Source organism: Pseudomonas koreensis (genome assembly GCF_025447595.1).
Classification (GTDB): Bacteria; Pseudomonadota; Gammaproteobacteria; order Pseudomonadales; family Pseudomonadaceae; genus Aquipseudomonas; species Aquipseudomonas koreensis_H.
The window spans coordinates 117,927-135,597 of sequence record NZ_JAOEJU010000016.1 but is presented as its reverse complement, the minus strand read 5'-3'; the positions used below and the strand labels follow the sequence as shown (position 1 = coordinate 135,597).

Sequence of the window (17,671 nt, the reverse complement as noted above, 5' to 3'; positions counted from 1 at the left end):
GCCAGTGCTTACTGGCTCGGAATTGACTCAAGTTGTTGCAGCAGTAAAGCTGCCTGGGTCCGGGTCCGCACGTTCAACTTGCGAAAAATCGCCGTGACGTGGGCCTTGATGGTCGCTTCGGACACACTCAGCTCGTAGGCGATCTGCTTGTTCAGCAACCCTTCGCAAACCATGGTCAACACCCGGAACTGCTGCGGCGTCAGGCTCGCAAGGCCATCGCTGGCGGCTTTGGCTTCATCCGAAACGCTGACGGCTTCGAACGCCTGGGGCGGCCAGAACACATCGCCATCCAGCACTTTGCGCACCGCTTCCTGAATCACGCTGAGGTCGCTGGACTTGGGAATGAAACCACTGGCGCCGAACTCCCGGGACTTGACCATCACCGAGGCTTCTTCCTGGGCCGAAACCATCACCACCGGAATCTGCGGGTATTGGCCGCGCAGCATCACCAGCCCGGAAAACCCGAAAGCGCCCGGCATGTTCAGGTCCAGCAGCACCAGATCCCAGTCAGCCTTTTCGGTCAGGCGGGCTTCCAGTTCGGCGATGCTCGCCACCTCCACCATGCGTATATCCGGGCCAAGGCCCATCGTCACCGCGTGATGCAGTGCGCTACGAAAAAGAGGGTGATCATCGGCAATCAGGATGTCGTATGTGGCCATTTTTCAAATGATCCTGTTTTTGATGGCCGGCCCGCGCATTCGGGCCGTGCCAAAGCAAATCCAGATACCGCCCGGCAGCGGCATCCACAGGGGCACGTTCAACGCCAATCACGAACAAAAACGGCGTTTCAAACCTTGGCCGCACCCCAATCGGCGCCAAGCATGACCAGCGAAGCCTAGGTGGTCAAGCCGCACGGCCACTGCTTTAGCAGTATGGGCCAGGATCAGGCCGGCACTGGTGCCGCGTTTCGGATATAGGGCAGCAATTCAGCGTGGGCCGGCGTCGACACATTGACGTCCAGTTGCTGCTTGGCCCCCAGGTAATGCTGGCTGAACACATCGAAATAGGCATCCAGCGCCGACGCCGCGTCCGAATCGCCGGCCAGTTCCAGGCACAGCGCCGCCACTTCGGCGGTGCACAGGTGCTCGCTGCGGGTCGAGCGGCGCAGGCGATAGCGCGACAGCTTGTCGGGCAACAGGCTCAGGATCGGTAAACGGTCGAAATACGGGCTCTTGCGGAAAATCTTCCGGGCTTCGGTCCAGGTCGCGTCCAGCAAGATGAACAACGGACGCTTGCTGCGATCGAGATTGACGGTGTTGGTGACCCGCGAAGGCTCGACGTACTCGCCGGGAAACACCAGATACGGCTGCCATTGCGGGTCGCTCAGCAGCGCCAGCAGTTGTTCGTCGGGCTCGGTCCGAGACCAGATGAAGGCATGGTTGTCACGCACGATGTCGGCGATCAACCAGCCGGTATTGCTGGGTTTGAACACTTCCTTGCCGGTCATGATCAGGCAAACACCCGAACGCGTATCGACGGTTGGCCGCCAGGCGCACAGGCAATGGCTGATGATCACCCGGCAATCGCGGCAGCGCGGGGAGCGAAAACCACGGGCCTGGATCGGCTTGATGCCTTCGTCCTCGCGCTGATCGCGCAGGCGGGCCACGGCGTTGGGGGCATGATTCATCGCAGGCGGCACCGGCAGACAGGAAAACTCGACACGAACGACACTCGGCAGGGCAATAAAGGGCGGCAGTTTACCAGAGCGACGGGCACAAGCCTGTACCCTCCCGACCGGCTCCCCTATAATTCGCCGCCACTGAACGCACAGTCACGTGGCTGGTCGAACCACCAGTCACTGAACCAGGAGAGTTTCATGCTGCGCCTTATCGTTCCCACCGCTGCCATTCTGCTGGCCTCGTCCTTCAGCGCTCAGGCTGCATCCCTGAGTGAGCAGAATCTGAACCGAGAGCTGCGCAATGTCGCCGCACAAAGCAGCGTCGGCACGCCACGGGCGATCAACGAAGACATTCTTGATCAGGGCTACACCGTCGAAGGCACCACGCTGGTCAACCACCTGAGCGTGCAAAAGAGCCACGCCGACAAAATGCGCGCCGATCCCAAAGCCGTGTATTTCCAGCTGGGCGCCTCGGTCTGCAACAACCCGTCGTACCGCAAGCTGATGGCCAAGGGCGCGATCATGCGTTACGACTTCACCGAAGTGAAAAGCAACAAGGCGATCGGCTCCGCCAGCTACCAGGAATCGGATTGCCCGAAAGCGGCTCCGGCGAAGAAGAAATAATCATCGCGACGTCGCGCGCCGCTGTTCATCCTCGGCGCGCAGTTCGGCCAGCAAGGCCTGCAAGTAACGCGAGCGGCGATCCCCTCCCGCCAGGCGTTGGCAGCACTCCTCTTCGAGACTGACATGGTTGGTCTCGGCCGATGCTTTCAACAACCGATACAGCTGCGTATCGATCTCCAGAATGACTCTGGTCATGTGTCCTGCCTCCATGCCACCCGCAAATCCTTGAATAGCGTGCACCTTGCGTACGGTCGTTGACGCAAAGTTGTCGTACGGCGCCTTTAACTTAGTAAATCAGAGCATTCGACCCTCGACGTGGCATCGGACGAGCGGTGAAAACACTTCGCAAAGCAACAATAAGCGGTTGCCAGCAAAGACTTTGCGGCGTAATGCTCAATGAGCGAAAAATGCTTTGAGGGTCTAGATTAAACGTATTCCCGATCATTTTTCTAACGGCAGGAAAGGAGCTGCCGGCTGTTTGTTTTCTTGCAGCGCGGCACTGACGCCGCACGTCAGGGCCGAAAGCTCTGTGCAGAAGGAGAAGTTGCATGCCTTACCAACCGAATGACCTGCTCAGCCGTCATTTTCAGGAAAGCGGCCACGACCTCATCAGCAAGGTCGAAGAACAACTCAACCTGGTATCACCCAACAGCCCGAATTCCCCCATTTACCGCGACATGATCCTGACCGTGCTGCGCATGGCCCAGGAAGACCACAATCGCTGGAATGCCAAGATCACCCTGCAGGCCCTGCGCGAACTGGAGCAGGCCTTTCGCACACTTGAACAGTTCAAGGGGCGACGCAAGGTCACGGTATTCGGCTCGGCCCGCACACCGGTCGAACATCCCCTTTACGCCATGGCTCGTGAACTCGGGGCATCGCTGGCCCGCTCGAACATGATGGTCATCACCGGTGCCGGCGGCGGGATCATGGCCGCCGCCCATGAAGGCGCCGGCCGCGATCACAGCCTGGGATTCAACATCACCCTGCCCTTCGAACAACATGCCAACCCCACCGTGGACGGCACCAATAACCTGCTGCCGTTCCATTTTTTCTTCACCCGCAAACTGTTCTTCGTCAAGGAAGCCGATGCGCTGGTGTTGTGCCCAGGCGGGTTCGGCACCCTGGACGAAGCGCTGGAAGTGCTCACGCTGATCCAGACCGGCAAAAGCCCCTTGGTGCCAGTGGTGCTGCTGGACGCACCGGGCGGCACTTTCTGGCAAGGTGCGCTGGACTTCATCCGTCAGCAACTGGAGGAAAACCGCTACATTCTGCCGACCGACCTGAAGCTGGTACGCCTGGTCTACAACGTTGAAGAGGCGGTGGAGCAGATCAACCAGTTCTACGGCAACTTCCACTCCAGCCGCTGGCTCAAGCGCCAGTTTGTCATTCGCATGAACCACAAGCTGAGCGATCAGGCCCTCGACCATATGCAGGAAGCGTTTGCCGATCTGTGCCTGAGCGACCAGTTCCATCAACACGCCTATGCCGGCGAAGAGCACGACGAAGCTCAATTCAGTCACCTGACGCGCCTGGCATTCGCCTTCAACGCCCGGGATCACGGGCGTCTGCGGGAGCTGGTGGACTACATCAACCTGCCGGAAAACTGGGCCCAGTCAAAACCCCGGACCGCGCAACGCACCCGCGAACCGTCGAAGGTAACGTGAAGGCAAAAAAAAAACGGCCCGCTATCGAAATAGCGGGCCGTTTTTTTTGATTGAAGCTGGAGCAATTTAATCGTCCATTCCTCTACCGCTGAACAAGCGGTTGATCATCTCCATCGAGAATCCCCTGTATGCCAGAAAGCGCCCTTGTTTGGCCCTCTCTTTGGCGTCGATGGGAAGCTGTCCGGAGAACTTCCGTTGCCACGTGTCCGTTAGCTGCTCCTGCCAGTTGATACCGCTCTCGCGCAGGGCGAGTTCGATATCGGCGCGTTGCAAACCGCGCTGGCTCAATTCTTCGCGAATCCGCAGTGGGCCGTAACCGGAGCGGGCGCGATAGGAAACAAAGCTTTCAAGATAACGGGCTTCGGAAAGCAGCCCTTCTTCCGTCAAACGGTCGAGGGCTGTTTCGATCATCTCGGGGGGAGCGCCACGCTGACGCAGTTTGCGCGTCAGCTCGACTCGACCGTGCTCGCGACGTGCGAGCAGGTCCATGGCGGTTCGCCGCACCGCGACGAGGGTATCGAGTACGGCGGTTGTCATCGGTGCAATCAGATATCAGCGTCAGCCAGGTCGTCTTCGGTCTCTTTGACCGCAGAAGCCTTGGAGTCAGCGATCACGGCTGGCGACAGCAGTTTGTCACGCAGTTGCTTCTCGAGCTTGGCCGCGACTTCCGGGTTGTCCGCCAGGAACTTGGCCGAGTTGGCCTTGCCCTGACCGATCTTGGTGCCTTCGTAGGCATACCAAGCGCCGGACTTCTCGACGAAACCGTGCAGTACGCCCAGGTCGATCATCTCGCCGTTCAGGTAAATACCCTTGCCGTAGAGAATCTGGAACTCGGCCTGACGGAACGGCGAAGCCACCTTGTTCTTGACAACCTTGACGCGGGTTTCGCTGCCGACCACTTCGTCGCCTTCCTTCACCGCGCCGGTACGGCGGATGTCGAGACGAACCGAGGCGTAGAACTTCAGCGCGTTACCACCGGTGGTGGTTTCCGGGCTACCGAACATCACGCCGATTTTCATGCGGATCTGGTTGATGAAGATCACCAGGCAGTTGGCGTTCTTGATGTTACCGGTGATTTTACGCAGCGCCTGGGACATCAGACGGGCTTGCAGGCCCACGTGCATGTCACCCATTTCGCCTTCGATTTCAGCCTTCGGTACCAGGGCAGCCACGGAGTCGACGATGATCACGTCAACGGCATTGGAGCGCACCAGCATGTCGGTGATTTCCAGGGCCTGTTCGCCGGTGTCCGGCTGGGAAACCAGCAGGTCGTCGACGTTGACGCCCAGTTTGCCGGCGTACTCAGGGTCGAGGGCGTGTTCGGCGTCGACGAAGGCGCAGGTCGCGCCGGCTTTTTGAGCCTGGGCGATCACGGACAGCGTCAGTGTGGTTTTACCGGAAGATTCAGGACCGTAGATTTCAACGATACGACCTTTTGGCAGGCCGCCGATGCCGAGTGCGATGTCCAGACCCAGAGAGCCGGTGGAGATGGATGGGATCGCCTGACGGTCCTGATCGCCCATACGCATTACGGCACCCTTGCCGAATTGACGTTCGATCTGACCCAGGGCCGCAGCCAAGGCTTTCTTCTTGTTGTCGTCCATTAAAGTCCTCACGTAATCAATAAGGCCTGACGGCCAACACCTGTATAAGTAGCCAGTATTATTCCACAGCGTTCACGGATCGCCTACCCCTGATTTTCGATTTCTCGTGCCGCTAGTCGCAGCAAGCCCTCTAGCGCGGCCTTCACCGTTTGTCGGCGGACTTCGTCGCGGTTGCCGGGGAAGTGCTGGACCTCGCTGGAAACCTGGTCGCCCACACCCCACGCCAGCCAGACGGTGCCCACCGGTTTGTTCGGCGAACCACCATCCGGCCCGGCCACGCCGCTGACCGCCACGGCAAATCGCGCCAGGCTTTTCTCCTGGGCGCCGCGCACCATGGCCTCGACCACCTCGCGACTGACCGCACCCACGGTGCCGAACAGCTCCATCGGTACACTCAGCTGCTGGGTTTTCTGGCGGTTGGAATAGGTCACATAACCCGCTTCGAACCACGCCGAACTCCCTGGAATGCGGGTGATGGCTTCGGCAATTCCGCCACCGGTACAGGACTCGGCCGTAGTGACGTGGGCATTGAGCAATTGCAGACGTCGGCCAAGTTCGGCCGCCAGTTGGGTGATTTCTTTCACGGCGCGCTCCGGATCGGATGGAATGGGTACCACCGTACACGAGCCGGTTGCGCTTTCAATACACAAGCTTATTCAAAATGTTCGGGCGCCAGCGCTCTGATATAGGCCTGACAGGCCTGCAAGGCGATCAGTCCGCGGTCGCCTTCCCCGGTGATGGCGACAATTCGTCGAGCATGCGCCGGGTCAAGTCGGGCGCGTACGGCTGCATGATCCACGCCGCCGGCGCCGGAGGTGGCTGGCACACCGCAGCCTTGGGCAGCGTCGCCTGCGTCGATGAGGACTGACAGGCGCAGATCAGCAGTGGCAAGACGATCGCGCAGGCGATCCTGATCACGTTGGGCATCGTTCAGTGCTCGGTAGTGGGTTTGTTCACTGGCCGTGAGCCGTTGCTCCAGGGCCAAGCGTTTGTCCTGCTCGGCCTGCTGCGCAGCGGCGGCCGTCAGAGTCAATTGATTGAGAGCTTCGGCATGCAGCCGCGCCTGCTCGGCCAATTGCCGACCGTAGCGCCAGTCCTGAAACTGCCAGGCCAGTGTCGCCGAACCGGCGGCCAGCAGCACCAGGCCGATCAGCCGCCAGACGCTCAGACCGAAGGCAGGCATAGCACCGCCCTCGCCCGCCCCCACAGCTCCAGCCGATCCTGCAATCCGTTCAACCCGCCGTTGATCCGCCGCGTAATGCTGTTGAACTGATCCTGATCCGCCAGTGCGTTAAGGCCATTCTGCGCCCAGAACCACGCGGCGGACTCGGCCGCCCATTGCGGTTTTTCCAACAGCTCTGGCAGCGCCAGCAAGCGCTCGTCACCGAACAGCCCGAGGCTACACTGGCGATAGTTGGTGCGGCCGGTGATCTGGATCAGCCCGCGCCCGCGATACTTCTGCCCATCACCATCGGCCTCGGGCGTGTTACCCAATCGCAAGGCCAGCGTACCGGTGTCGTACTTGCTGAGGTACTGGTTGTTGCCCAGTTCACGCACGTACTGCAACTGCCCCGATTCGTGTCCGATCTGGGCGAGAAACGCGGCGATGCGTTTGGGTGTGTCGATGCGATGGCGGGCCATGGCATCGTTGAGCGGTGAAACAAAAACGCCCGCTTGGCGGCGGGCGTTGGGCATGATGTTGAGTAGGTTGTCTTCAGTGATTTGCATAATGCTCGATCCTCCCTGGATGCTCCGATTGAATCACGACTGGCGGCCGAGACCGGTCAGCCATTTCTTTGCCAGGGTTTTCAGGGTTCCTTCCGGGGCACTTTCTTCAGGCGACGAAAACACCCAACCGAGGGTGCCGAAATTCGCCGACCAGCCGACTTGGGGCGTGGGCGTGACGTCGGTGATGTCGACCCAGAGCAGATCCGGGTGAAACATCTCGATGATGTTTCCATCGGTCGAGAACAGCTCGACCACCGTGTTTTCAACTACGCGTGCGTAGGTTTTCATCAGGCGTACTCGTAAATGATCACGACGCCAGGGGCGCCAGGGCCGCCAGGTCTGCTCGGCTGGTTGGTGGCGTTGGCTATGCCGCCAGCGCCTGATCCATAGCCGGTTCCCGGTGCAGCCTGACTCAGGGCAACACTACTGCCGTAACCACCGCCCCCTAACGGTGAAACGCCGCCATGCCCCGCCAGCGCCGAGCCCGATACGTTTATTCCGGGACTGCCCGCAGCACCCGCAGCGTTGACGATGTTGCCGCCCACCGCAGTGTTGCTCGGGTAGCCACCGGTAAACAGACCAAAACTACTGACAGTGATCGCTTCGCTATACAGAGAACCGCCACCACCCGGTGCAGATACCAGCGAACCGATAGAGCTGGTACCACCCGGCCCCCCGCTGCCTCCGACAGGTCCCGCTGCACCTTTTGCACCCACGGTAATGACTTGACTGACACCCATGACAGCGGCGGAAAGCCAGGCCTCGGCATAACTGCCCGAGGCCCCGCCTCCAGCAATCGAAACCTGACTGCCGTTGGTTGCTGCAATACCAGCGCTGCCTCCACCGCCACCCAACACCTTGACCAGCACATTCTTCATCCCCGTCGTCGGTACATAAACACCGGACGAAGTGATCGTTTTAATTCCCAACAGTCGACCACTATTGGCGTTGCCACCACTCGCGTAGACCAGCAACCAACTGTCCAGCGCCGCGCTATACACCACCGAACACAAACTGCCACCGACAATTTCGGAAGGTCGCAACGCACTCGACGCCAGACTCAACAGAGGTTTGGGCTGAAGCCCATTCGGCGCAAACGTACTCGCTCCGGTATTGGCATTGGCCGCTGTAAAACGCAGAACAAGGCCGTCCTTCAACCCGCTGATGGCCGGCGCATAATTGGCCATGTAGAGATTGGCAGCACCAATATCCGCTGCATGCTTGTCTTCCCCTGCCTGGCTGATTTTCCTGATCGCCTGCAGCAACTGCGTCGCATCGCTTTCGCTCGGCTCAAGGCCCGCAGACTTGACGACATTCAACAACTCATCGGTGACACCGTTGCCCCAGGTCGCGGGAATCAGCGACCCCGGCAAACCACCGACAACGTCTTCATTGACGAACTTGCCGTTCACCAGCCCAATGCCGGGAACGCTTTTCGGATAATCCATTTCAGTTTCCTTGATCCACTAGAGTGCCGAGGCCAACCAGCGCGGCGCCGCCGGACGATGCTCGCTGAACGGGAAAAACGACGCCTGTGGCCAGTCCCGCAACGCCCGCCGAAACGTTTGCAGTTCGGCATATTGCTCGGTAGTCAGTGTGGTGCCACCGCCGTCCTCCAGCTCATCGCGATCGCGGGCCACCAGACCGTCGGTCGCGGCCAGTTGCGCCGTGCGCCAATGGCGTTCGATATCGGCTGCTTCTTCGGGACTCGGTGGCGGTGGATCCACCAGAATCGGAAACCCGTTGCCGTTATTGACGCCAATCACCTTTGGCGAGACGGCCAATTGCTGCAACAGGGAGATCCAGTACGCCTGGGGAATTTCGATCACATCGTCGGGAATATCCGAGACATTGATACCGGGTACATAAGCGCCCCGGGTACTTGCGCTGAACAACACATTGAACGGGTTCATTCAGTAGCCCTTTGCAAAATAATTGATGCCCCAGTTTGGCGAGACAGCCCCGTTGTAGCTGCGGAGCCTCAAACGGCATCCTGTTTTGGTTCCCGATCCGGCGTACTGAATGACCATGGCTGCATCGCCACCCGAATGCATGGCGACAATCGATGAAAATGTTGTCGGGAATGCGATGGGGAAAGTGACGTAGACATCACCGTTGGCATCAGTCGTGCCTACTCCCCATTGATCGATGTTGCCGCTGGGAAAGCGCTGATAGCCAACATTGCCATAAACGCCAGAATGAGCCGCCGCATATCGATCACTGATCGAGCCCCCATACAGGCGCCATTGCCCGCTCAGTTTGACCAGTTGTGCCGAATCACCGATGCCGAGATTGAGTGCCCCGAACGTGCCGTTACTGGTTTCAATGACCTCAGAGCCAAACGGATTGATCGTCAGGACACCATTGCCGGCATTGGCGATATGCAAAGTGCTGGCATGGGCAACTCCGGCTATGGTCGGCAAGGTTGCGGTAATGGGTGTTGCACTTGCGAAACTGACGATGCCCCCCACGTTGGCTGCCGTCAGAGCCGTGCTGACCGCATACGACACGAAGCCGGAAAACTGCAGACCGCTGCGACTCACGAATGCGGTAGTGGCGACCGTCTGACTGTTGTCGAACTGCGGTGGGGTCGCAAACAGCTTGTTGCTGCGCAATGCCGTCAACACTTGATCGGTTCGAGTCTCGGACGGCGTGAGGCCAGCGGCCTGGATGACCGTCAGCAGCTCCTGAGTGATGCCATTGCCCCAGCTAGCCGGAATCAAGGATCCCGGCTTGCCGGTGACCGGGTCTTCATCGGCAAACTTGCCGTTCACCAGTCCTGCGCTGGGAACACTATTGGGGTAGTCCACGGTTTATCTCCTTATCTGAATACATGGGTGCGTGAGGGCCTCAGCCAATCTGGCCGACCAACCACTGCGGCGCTGATGGCCGCGAAACGGATGACGGAAATGCGCCAATACCAGGCCAATCGCGCAACGCCTGGCGGTACTCGAGCAGCTCCAGGTATTGCTGGGCCTTGAGCGTTGTTCCCCGTCCCAGTTCCTGCTCGTCGCGGTGGCGGGTGACTTGCCATTCGGTGGCTGCGAGTGCGGTCTGGCGCCAGACGCGCTCTGCCGTCAGAGGCTCGTTGTCCTCGATCGTGGGAGGCTGGGTTAAGACAGGAGTTTGCGGCTCGCGCGAAGGCTCGATAACAGAAGCCGCCTCCGCCATCGGCGCACCGATTTCGACATCGACACCCTCAGGCACCTGCACCATCGCAGCGACAAAAGCAGGCGCGAACAGTTGGTCGATCGCGTAGTCACCGGTGTCGATCACCTCGATCGCAACACCGTTTTCAATGCGTGCATACATGACCATTACGCGTACTCCCAGATTTCACAGAAAGCGTTGCCGCCGGCACCGCTCAGAAACGACACGGAGGTGTTGTTGGAGCAGGTACCTCCACCTCCGGAACCTCGAACCCCCGCATAGCCATTACCGTTGACACCGGTGGACGACGCGCCGCCATCGAACGGGCTGGCACCCCCGGTGCCGGAAAGCACGCCCCAATTGTTGTTGAACATTGCGAACCCACCGCTCATGCCGCGGGCGTTGGTCAGATTGCCGCCCGTGACCACCTGCCCACCGGGGCCGCCCTGGACGAAGCCGTTCGCCGTAGGTCCCACGGCGACAGCCAGAATCTGTCCGCCAGCGCCACCGGCAGCACTCATCAAAGAGCCGAATGAAGCGCCGCCGCCCGCCAAACCAGCCACAGTGCGGGACGCGCCACCGGCGCCCAGCGTGACAGGCACGCCGGCAAGCATGTCCGTTGTCACGTCGTACAGACCTTCCGCATAGGCGCCGGCGCCACCTCCTCCGCCAATTCGCAGAGTGCTCACCTCGACAGGTGCACATCCCCCTCCGGAACCTCCCGCGCCGACCAGCCGGACGCGAATCCTTTTCGCATTGGGGTTGGGGCGGTAAACCGTGATCCCGACCGTCTCGATCTGTCGGACCGCCAGCAACCGCCCCACTGCATCGGTGATGCCGTAGCCCGCCAGGGTGGTCGGGGTATTTTTCATTTTGGTGAAGTCGACCGCAGCCCCAATGGCAGCCGCCAACTGATGTGTATCGACCTCGTCCGGCGTCAGTCCGGCTGCCTTGATGGCGTTGAGAATTTCTTGAGTCACGCTGTTGCCCCAGGCAGCCGGGATCAACGAACCCGGCGTTCCGGCAAGTGGGTTTTCATCGACAAAACCGCCGTTGACCAGGCCGACGCCGGGGATGCTTTTGGGATAGTCCACGTCAACACTTCCGATGTTTTACAGGCAGCCGAATGCTGACAGCACCTGGCCGCCTGTAAGGTTGATAGAGGGTGGGGGGGGGCAGTCAGACAGCGGGCGAGACAACAAATCTTGCAGGCGCAACAGGCCAGTCGATGGTCGACGGATAACCCGTTTGCAGCTCAATTTGCGCCAATTTGACGGTGTAGCGCTTCAAGGCTTGCAGAGCGGTCAATTGATCGCTGGCAGCCTCGCCCAACTCATAGGCGTATTGCAGAGGCGCAACTCGAATGACCACGTCGCGCAGACGTTTGTCACGTTCGACATTGGCCTCGTAAACCTGACCCTCGCGCTGAGCGGCGGCATCGAGCACCCAGTCATCGGTGCCCCAGACGTAATATTCGCCAGGTCGCGGTATGGCCGTCAGGTAATCGGGCAGCGGACCGAGTTCGTTCCAGTAGAGAGGAATGCCACTGTCTTTGCGATAAACCAGGCGATTGCGCAGATCGATCAATTGCAATGCTGCGCCATCTCGCCAGACCCAGACATGGCCAGGCTCGGCGGGAGGCAACATTTCCGGCAATTCAAATGCATTGCCCGGTAACTGGGTACCGATACCCGGAACAAACGGCAATTCGACAGGGCCGTTAATTTCTCGGGTCGTTTCGTCAAACACGTAGTAGTAAGTCATGAACACCTCATATCAATTTGATGCGGCCCGGATAGGCCATGTTTCGCGGGCGGGTTTCGGAGCCGCCCGTGTTTTCGGTAAACCCGAGACTGATGTTGGCCTGATTGAACAAGGCGTCAGGCGCCGCGTTCTGTGCTGACACCAGCGGGACCCCGAGCATGTCGCTTTTGAGTTCGTGCCGATGAGCGCGGAACATGTCGACCTGCCAACTGCCAATCGAGCGGCCGGCATCAATCCCGCGCCCTTCATCACACACCCTGATGAATTCACCTCGACCCTCCGGCCCGCGAAAAGTCAACGCGCCGTCTCCGCTGGTCCAGCCGCCTTCAGCCCCAACCCTCGCAGCCTCGGTAGTCAGTGCGCCGGATTGTTGTGCGTGATCCCACAACCACGGCCAGTCGCTGCGACTGAATACCGCTCCGTTAAGCGGACCGTATCCTCCAGGGTTGAGCAGTGCCGTCGTCTCGAAGACAGTCCGGCCCAAAGGTGTGCCGTCGAACCGTCCGACCGGCCACCAGCTGCCAGCGCCATCACTGCGCAAATGCCACCAGTCACCCGAGCCCATCAGCACAAAAAAGGGATAGCCGGCAGCGGCCAGGTGGGTGTGAAATCTGATTGTGTCGGTGCCCGAAGCACGCACTGCCAATCGCGACGTCGAGTTGTCGACCCGACGCACGATGACATCGCGAACCCCCAATGTGAGGTTCGATGGCGGCAGGCTGATAGTGGTCGCACCACTGCTTGCGTTGACCAGCAGTAGTCCGAGTTCATTTGCAGCCAGCGCTTTGGAGGCCGACACGCTGGTGACTGACGTTGCCATCGGGCTAGCCAGTGCCAACAGCGATTGCAAGGCTTTGAGTAATTGCCGGTTGTCACCTTCAGCAGGAGTAAGTCCCGCTGCAGTGACAACATTGAGGATTTCCTCTGTCACCGCATTGCCCCACACAGCCGGGATCAAAGAACCCGGCGTTCCCGCGACCGGGTTTTCATCGACAAACCGGCCGTCGACCAGACCGACACTGGGGACGCTTTTTGGGTAGTCCATTGAAATTCGTTCCTGAGTAAAGACAAATGAAATGTGGCTGTGCGCTGGCATGCGCAACGGAGCAACGCTTCGGCTCCTGAAAACAAAAAGCCCACGACAAAGTGGGCTTGGGTCCGGCGGGCTGCGATTACGCGGCCGGGTTGGCCGTCAGTTCACGAATGGCCAGCAACGCCTCATCGGCGGTAGTCCGGGCCTGATCCATCTGACCCTTGCTTGCATAAGCGCGAATCTGGGTCTTGGCTTTCAAGCGCAAGGTGCGCAGGGTCAACAGGCTGTCGCTGAGCTGAGAGGCCTTGTCGAGAATCTGCTCGGCGGACTGTTTCGCCGAACGGCCCTTGGCGACCCACGCGGCGACGGACAGAGGCACTTCCTTTTTCGGGTAACCGGCGTCCTGAAAGGCCTGAGCGTCAATGGCAGCCTGGGCGTATTCCAGGGCTTTGAGCGGATCGCCGGCCAGTGCGGTGCGTGCACTGTCGGCGACAGCATCGATCCGGGCACACAGACGCTCTGACTCCTGTTGCTCCAGCAGCGTGACTTTCTCGGAGTTGAGGAGCCATTGCTCGCCGTTCCAGTCATGGTCAGCGGACGGCTGCGCGGGACGCAACTCGCCATCGATCTGATGGAGTTCCTGAATGACGATCATCGAATAAGCTCCCACGACAGCTGAACGTTTACAGCTTCACCAAAGTTGATCGGAATACCGACGCTGTAGTCGGTCACCGGATGGCTCTTGATACCCATGCTCAGCAACAGTTCATCGCTGTCGGCAATGACCTGTCCCAAAGTGTGCTCCGCCTGGTAGCTCTGCCAGAGAGAGCGCAATTGAGTGTGGTCAAAACTCGCGGACAACGTCGAAACAGTCACGTCATTGAGCACGTTATTGCTAAACAGCGTGCAGGGGTAAACCGTAGCGGGATTCCAGCCACCTGCGTTGTTGGAAGGAACCGATGCAATCGGTGACAGGTAGCTGTAGTTACCCCCTGCCCACCCAGTACCCGGAAACCCAAGAGTGGTGACAGCAGTCGACGAAGGCGTCGGGTTACCCACGATCAACCGTGCAGCACGTGCATGCGGATCGAGCGGCAGAAACACCGCACCGGTGCCGTTGACGGTTTGCGTCCAGGTCAGGCGTGCCCGGTTGTAGATCGCACGCACGGTCGGCACGGAGCCCGGAGCGCCGGTCACAACCCAGGCCAGGCACATATCCAGCACCGAACTCTGGAAACCGCCACCGGCAGCGCCGTTGATTGTCCCTTTCAGCGAATCAGGTGTGATGTCGTAAATCGTTCCGCGTTGGGTATAGAAACTCAGCACACCGCCGATCACCTGTGCACGCAGAAAGTAGTGGGAGCTGGGCAAAAGGTCAGCGCTGCTCCAGGCTGTCGTCAGACACGTGCGAGAACGCCCCAGCTGACCAGCCACCACTTCCTGACCGATGCTGACGTAGACCCCCGCCGGCACCGACACCCGCCCGCCACTGGTCGATGCGGCAGCCGGTGTGATCGGCATCCGGGCATCCGCCGTGGCCACGGTCGGCAACGGCAACGCTGCCAGCGGCAACGCCAGATCCTGATTCCAGCCCTTGGCCGAAACGCTCTGAATCGCCTGAAGCAACTGATCGTATTTCTTCTCGTCCGGGGTCAGATCCCCGGCCTTGATCACATTGATGATTTCTTGCGTAACACCGTTGCCCCAGTCAGCGGGGATCAGCGACCCGGGCGTCCCGGTCAACGGGTTTTCATCGATAAATTTCCCGTTCACCAGACCGGCGCTGGGGACACTCTTCGGATAATCCATTGCGTCATTCCTTAGTCATAGTTGATGTGCACCTTGGTGTGCGCCGGTGCCGCCCGGTGGATAAGGCATTCGAGCGCCGAGCCCGGATTGACGCCAAAACGCTCGCCCCAGTAGCTCGCGCCATAGCGTCGGCCGAGCAACAGCCGGCCGCCGGTGTTGAGCGTCCACATGAACTGCGCTTCCCAGGTCCCCCAATGCGCCGCGCCGAAACGCGAACGGCCCATGCGCGGGGCTTCGAGTTCGGTGATGGTGGCGTTGGGGTAACCCTGGCTTTTGGCGATTTCCAGGTAATAACCGACAGCCTGGCTGCCGACGGCAAGCAGGCGCCGGCGCACGGCGAGGCGACGGTCGTCGAACAGCGGCGTGGCGCCCAGGCAAGGGTCGGGCAGGTTCATCACCTGCTCCCAGTCCGGCACCAGTTCGCTGACGCCGGCCGGATCCATCTCGTTGAGCAGATCGGCGGCGCGGGCGTCGAGGCGCGCCAGTTCGACGGCGACGCCTTGCAGCACTTCCTCGAGTTCCGGCACGCGCTCCGGATCCCATGCCGGACCGCTCGGCAGCAAGGCGCGCAGTTGCGCCTGGTATTGCGCGGCGGTTCTTATGGCAGCCATACGCAACCCCCGAAGGTGAGCAGTTCGCTGTCACCCGCGGCCACGTTCGCCACCGGGGCCGAAAGCACGTGATCGGTCTCACCCGCCGCGCTGCTGATCGCTTCTCGGATATGGCTGATCAACAGATCCTCGCCCAGATCGGCTTCGCGGTTGTGCAGATCGCGCAGCTGGGTTTCGACGGCAGCGCGCACGGCGGTGGTGTCGGGGGTCAGCTTCAGCTGATAGGTCACCGGTTTCTGCACCGGCGGGCGTACATGCACCTCGGCCGTCACCGGGCGCAGCGGTTCGATGTAGGCCTGCACTTCGGCCAGTTGATCGGCATTCGGCACCGGTTGCGGATCGTCGTCGCGCATGATGTACACGCCGACAGTGCCCGGCCCGAGGAAGCCGCCGCGACACCAGGCGCGGGTCACGCCCGGCACTTCCAGCGCCCAGGTTTCATAGTCGCTGGCCGAACCGCCATGGGGGATCACGCGATAGGAACGGATCACCCGCGAGCGCAACGACTCCAGGCTTTCCCGCGCCACGCCACCGTTAAGTCCCGGCGCCAGTACCACAAAACTGTTGCCGACCACGCCAGCGATCGGCTGCACCGGCGTCAACGCCAGCCCGGCCTCGGCATTGCCCAGACTGCCGGCATCAAGCGCTGCGATGGAGGTGCTGTTGACACCATTGACGGTGGTGCGGGTAGCGGTGACTTTAAAGTTACGACCATCACTCGACTGCAGCAACGTATCGGCGTCCAGCACCGCGCCCGCCGTGGCGTTGAAGCTGACATTACCGGTGGCAACTTGCGCCGGTTTGCGCGGCTGGTTCAAGCGCAGTGCGGCGATGCGTTCCAGGGTCGACTCGTCGGCGGTGTCGGGCAGGATCTGCTCGGCAATCCAGTCGAGATAGCCGTACAGACCATAGGCGGCACCGCCGAGTGTGCGGGCCAGGACTTGCGCATCGGACTGGCGCAGCGAATCGCCGGCCAGGTCGCTTTGGGTGCGCTTGATCAGCACCGGCAGCGAAGGGGTTTCAAACGGCATAGATCACCTGCCAACTGTTATCGGGGTTGATGTCCAGGCGTTCGCCGTCGGCCAGGGTCAGGACCGTGCGCAGGTTCAGGCGCTGGGCGTCGAGGCGTTCGCTGATGATGTCGATGGCGCTGCAATGGCCGTCGTCGATCAGCCATTGCAAGGCTTCGCGTGCATAGAACTCGGCGTCCATTTGGGTCTGTCGGGTCAGCTTGACCCGGCGCAACAGCCACAGCCGCGAACCGATGCGATCGTCGGCCACGGTGGGAAAGGTATCGCCCCACCAGCCGTAGCGTTCCTCGTCGTCGAGGGCATCGTCGTCGGCGGCACGGCGCCAGGTAAACAGGCTGATGAGTACGGCGCGGGTCAGTGCGGCGTGGAGGTTCTGGCTGATGAACATCATTGGCCTCCTGCCGGCGCACCGGTCTGGCCGCTACCGGCCTGCACGCCGACATGCACGTGTTTGATCTGGCTGATGCCACCGGCAATCTGATCGCCTTGGGAGACGATCTTGCCGGTCTGGTTGATCACCGGCGTGTCGAAGTTCACCGCGCTGCTGGCGCGGATGTTCAACGTGGCGGTTTCGATGTCGATGATCCGCCCGCGCTTGAAGTGAATTTTGTCGCCCTCGTCGGTGTAGATCGCCACCTCGCCAGCGGCCAGCGATTGCAGACGGTAGCGGCGGTCAGCGACCACCAGGGCGATGGCGTGGGAACGGTCACCGCCCAGAAACGTGACGACGCCTTCGGCGCCGGCCAGCGGATGGCTGGTGAAGCCGTAGGGTTCGAAGTGCTCCATGTCGTCGTTCACTTCACCGGCGGTGAGGCGCATTTGCAGCGATTGCAGCTTGGATGCCGAATTGGCGAGCACGACAGTGCCGCGCGCCAGCAGGCGTGTCAGTAGGCTCATAGGGTTTCCTTGGAATGTCAGCCCACCGCCCACCTGTGGGAGCGAGCCTGCTCGCGATGGCGATCTGGCAGACACTTCTGCACTGACAGGTCTACCGCTATCGCGAGCAAGCTCGCTCCCACGAGGTAATGTCAG

At 60.7% G+C, this 17,671-nt stretch carries 24 protein-coding genes; 2 read left to right on the top strand and 22 right to left on the bottom strand.

The annotated features are described in order from the left end of the window. Positions 1–8 precede the first annotated feature (8 nt). Together erdR and N8H71_RS19440 are read right to left on the bottom strand one after the other, a co-directional pair. The gene (gene erdR / locus N8H71_RS19445) at positions 9–659 is read right to left on the bottom strand and encodes a response regulator transcription factor ErdR (protein WP_262195241.1); all 651 of its coding nucleotides are present in this window, start codon (positions 657–659) and stop codon (positions 9–11) included. Positions 660–883: 224 nt separating this feature from the next. After that, positions 884–1,627, bottom strand: a complete 744-nt coding sequence (locus N8H71_RS19440) for a tRNA-uridine aminocarboxypropyltransferase (protein ID WP_262195239.1) — start codon at positions 1,625–1,627, stop codon at positions 884–886. A 189-nt stretch (positions 1,628–1,816) separates the two neighbouring features. On the opposite strand from N8H71_RS19440, the gene N8H71_RS19435 reads away from it, so the two are divergent. After that, positions 1,817–2,242, top strand: coding sequence for a PA3611 family quorum-sensing-regulated virulence factor (locus tag N8H71_RS19435; protein WP_064593873.1), 426 nt, complete (start codon positions 1,817–1,819; stop codon positions 2,240–2,242). Here N8H71_RS19435 and N8H71_RS19430 read toward each other — a convergent pair whose 3' ends face one another. Continuing rightward, a complete protein-coding gene (locus N8H71_RS19430) occupies positions 2,243–2,437 on the bottom strand; it encodes a hypothetical protein (RefSeq protein ID WP_262195238.1) in 195 nt (64 codons plus the stop codon). A gap of 353 nt (positions 2,438–2,790) precedes the next feature. On the opposite strand from N8H71_RS19430, the gene N8H71_RS19425 reads away from it, so the two are divergent. Beyond that, positions 2,791–3,909 (top strand): TIGR00730 family Rossman fold protein, encoded by a 1,119-nt coding sequence (locus N8H71_RS19425; RefSeq protein ID WP_262195237.1) that lies wholly within the window; start codon positions 2,791–2,793, stop codon positions 3,907–3,909. Between the two features lie 66 nt (positions 3,910–3,975). Here N8H71_RS19425 and recX read toward each other — a convergent pair whose 3' ends face one another. The 19 genes from recX to N8H71_RS19330 form a co-directional block, all read right to left on the bottom strand. Continuing rightward, entirely contained in the window at positions 3,976–4,446 is a 471-nt protein-coding gene (gene recX, locus N8H71_RS19420; protein WP_262195236.1) for a recombination regulator RecX, read from the bottom strand. Positions 4,447–4,454: 8 nt separating this feature from the next. Further along, positions 4,455–5,513 carry a recombinase RecA gene (recA, locus tag N8H71_RS19415; protein WP_085683314.1) on the bottom strand — a complete coding sequence of 353 codons (1,059 nt, stop codon included), beginning with the start codon at positions 5,511–5,513 and terminating at the stop codon, positions 4,455–4,457. An 83-nt stretch (positions 5,514–5,596) separates the two neighbouring features. Next, complete coding sequence (locus N8H71_RS19410) at positions 5,597–6,097, bottom strand: CinA family protein (protein WP_262195235.1); 501 nt, start codon at positions 6,095–6,097, stop codon at positions 5,597–5,599. A gap of 68 nt (positions 6,098–6,165) precedes the next feature. Next, complete coding sequence (locus tag N8H71_RS19405) at positions 6,166–6,696, bottom strand: lysis protein (protein WP_262195233.1); 531 nt, start codon at positions 6,694–6,696, stop codon at positions 6,166–6,168. Then, positions 6,678–7,241, bottom strand: coding sequence for a glycoside hydrolase family 19 protein (locus N8H71_RS19400; RefSeq protein ID WP_262195231.1), 564 nt, complete (start codon positions 7,239–7,241; stop codon positions 6,678–6,680). Before N8H71_RS19400 ends, N8H71_RS19405 begins: the two co-directional genes overlap by 19 nt. 33 nt (positions 7,242–7,274) lie before the next feature. Then, a complete protein-coding gene (locus N8H71_RS19395) occupies positions 7,275–7,529 on the bottom strand; it encodes a hypothetical protein (RefSeq protein WP_262195229.1) in 255 nt (84 codons plus the stop codon). After that, on the bottom strand, positions 7,529–8,689 hold the full coding sequence (locus N8H71_RS19390; protein WP_262195228.1) for a hypothetical protein: 1,161 nt from the start codon (positions 8,687–8,689) through the stop codon (positions 7,529–7,531). The genes N8H71_RS19395 and N8H71_RS19390 overlap by 1 nt, the downstream gene beginning before the upstream one ends. Before the next feature lie 18 nt (positions 8,690–8,707). Beyond that, entirely contained in the window at positions 8,708–9,154 is a 447-nt protein-coding gene (locus N8H71_RS19385; protein WP_262195227.1) for a phage tail assembly chaperone, read from the bottom strand. Further along, positions 9,155–10,051, bottom strand: coding sequence for a gp53-like domain-containing protein (locus N8H71_RS19380; RefSeq protein ID WP_262195226.1), 897 nt, complete (start codon positions 10,049–10,051; stop codon positions 9,155–9,157). It lies immediately after the preceding gene. A gap of 40 nt (positions 10,052–10,091) precedes the next feature. Further along, on the bottom strand, positions 10,092–10,559 hold the full coding sequence (locus N8H71_RS19375; protein WP_262195224.1) for a phage tail assembly chaperone: 468 nt from the start codon (positions 10,557–10,559) through the stop codon (positions 10,092–10,094). Continuing rightward, positions 10,559–11,485, bottom strand: a complete 927-nt coding sequence (locus N8H71_RS19370) for a hypothetical protein (protein WP_262195223.1) — start codon at positions 11,483–11,485, stop codon at positions 10,559–10,561. The genes N8H71_RS19375 and N8H71_RS19370 overlap by 1 nt, the downstream gene beginning before the upstream one ends. A gap of 85 nt (positions 11,486–11,570) precedes the next feature. Continuing rightward, complete coding sequence (locus N8H71_RS19365) at positions 11,571–12,155, bottom strand: tail fiber assembly protein (protein WP_262195222.1); 585 nt, start codon at positions 12,153–12,155, stop codon at positions 11,571–11,573. Between the two features lie 7 nt (positions 12,156–12,162). Continuing rightward, positions 12,163–13,200, bottom strand: coding sequence for a phage tail protein (locus tag N8H71_RS19360; RefSeq protein WP_262195220.1), 1,038 nt, complete (start codon positions 13,198–13,200; stop codon positions 12,163–12,165). A 127-nt stretch (positions 13,201–13,327) separates the two neighbouring features. Next, on the bottom strand, positions 13,328–13,843 hold the full coding sequence (locus N8H71_RS19355) for a phage tail protein (RefSeq protein ID WP_262195219.1): 516 nt from the start codon (positions 13,841–13,843) through the stop codon (positions 13,328–13,330). Then, positions 13,840–14,997 carry a phage tail protein gene (locus N8H71_RS19350; protein ID WP_262195217.1) on the bottom strand — a complete coding sequence of 386 codons (1,158 nt, stop codon included), beginning with the start codon at positions 14,995–14,997 and terminating at the stop codon, positions 13,840–13,842. The genes N8H71_RS19355 and N8H71_RS19350 overlap by 4 nt, the downstream gene beginning before the upstream one ends. A gap of 11 nt (positions 14,998–15,008) precedes the next feature. Next, the gene (locus N8H71_RS19345; RefSeq protein WP_011332730.1) at positions 15,009–15,608 is read right to left on the bottom strand and encodes a YmfQ family protein; all 600 of its coding nucleotides are present in this window, start codon (positions 15,606–15,608) and stop codon (positions 15,009–15,011) included. Beyond that, a complete protein-coding gene (locus N8H71_RS19340) occupies positions 15,596–16,639 on the bottom strand; it encodes a baseplate J/gp47 family protein (protein ID WP_262195216.1) in 1,044 nt (347 codons plus the stop codon). The genes N8H71_RS19345 and N8H71_RS19340 overlap by 13 nt, the downstream gene beginning before the upstream one ends. Continuing rightward, positions 16,629–17,027, bottom strand: coding sequence for a phage GP46 family protein (locus N8H71_RS19335; RefSeq protein WP_150594499.1), 399 nt, complete (start codon positions 17,025–17,027; stop codon positions 16,629–16,631). The genes N8H71_RS19340 and N8H71_RS19335 overlap by 11 nt, the downstream gene beginning before the upstream one ends. Next, entirely contained in the window at positions 17,027–17,536 is a 510-nt protein-coding gene (locus N8H71_RS19330) for a phage baseplate assembly protein V (RefSeq protein ID WP_262195214.1), read from the bottom strand. The genes N8H71_RS19335 and N8H71_RS19330 overlap by 1 nt, the downstream gene beginning before the upstream one ends. Positions 17,537–17,671 lie beyond the last annotated feature (135 nt).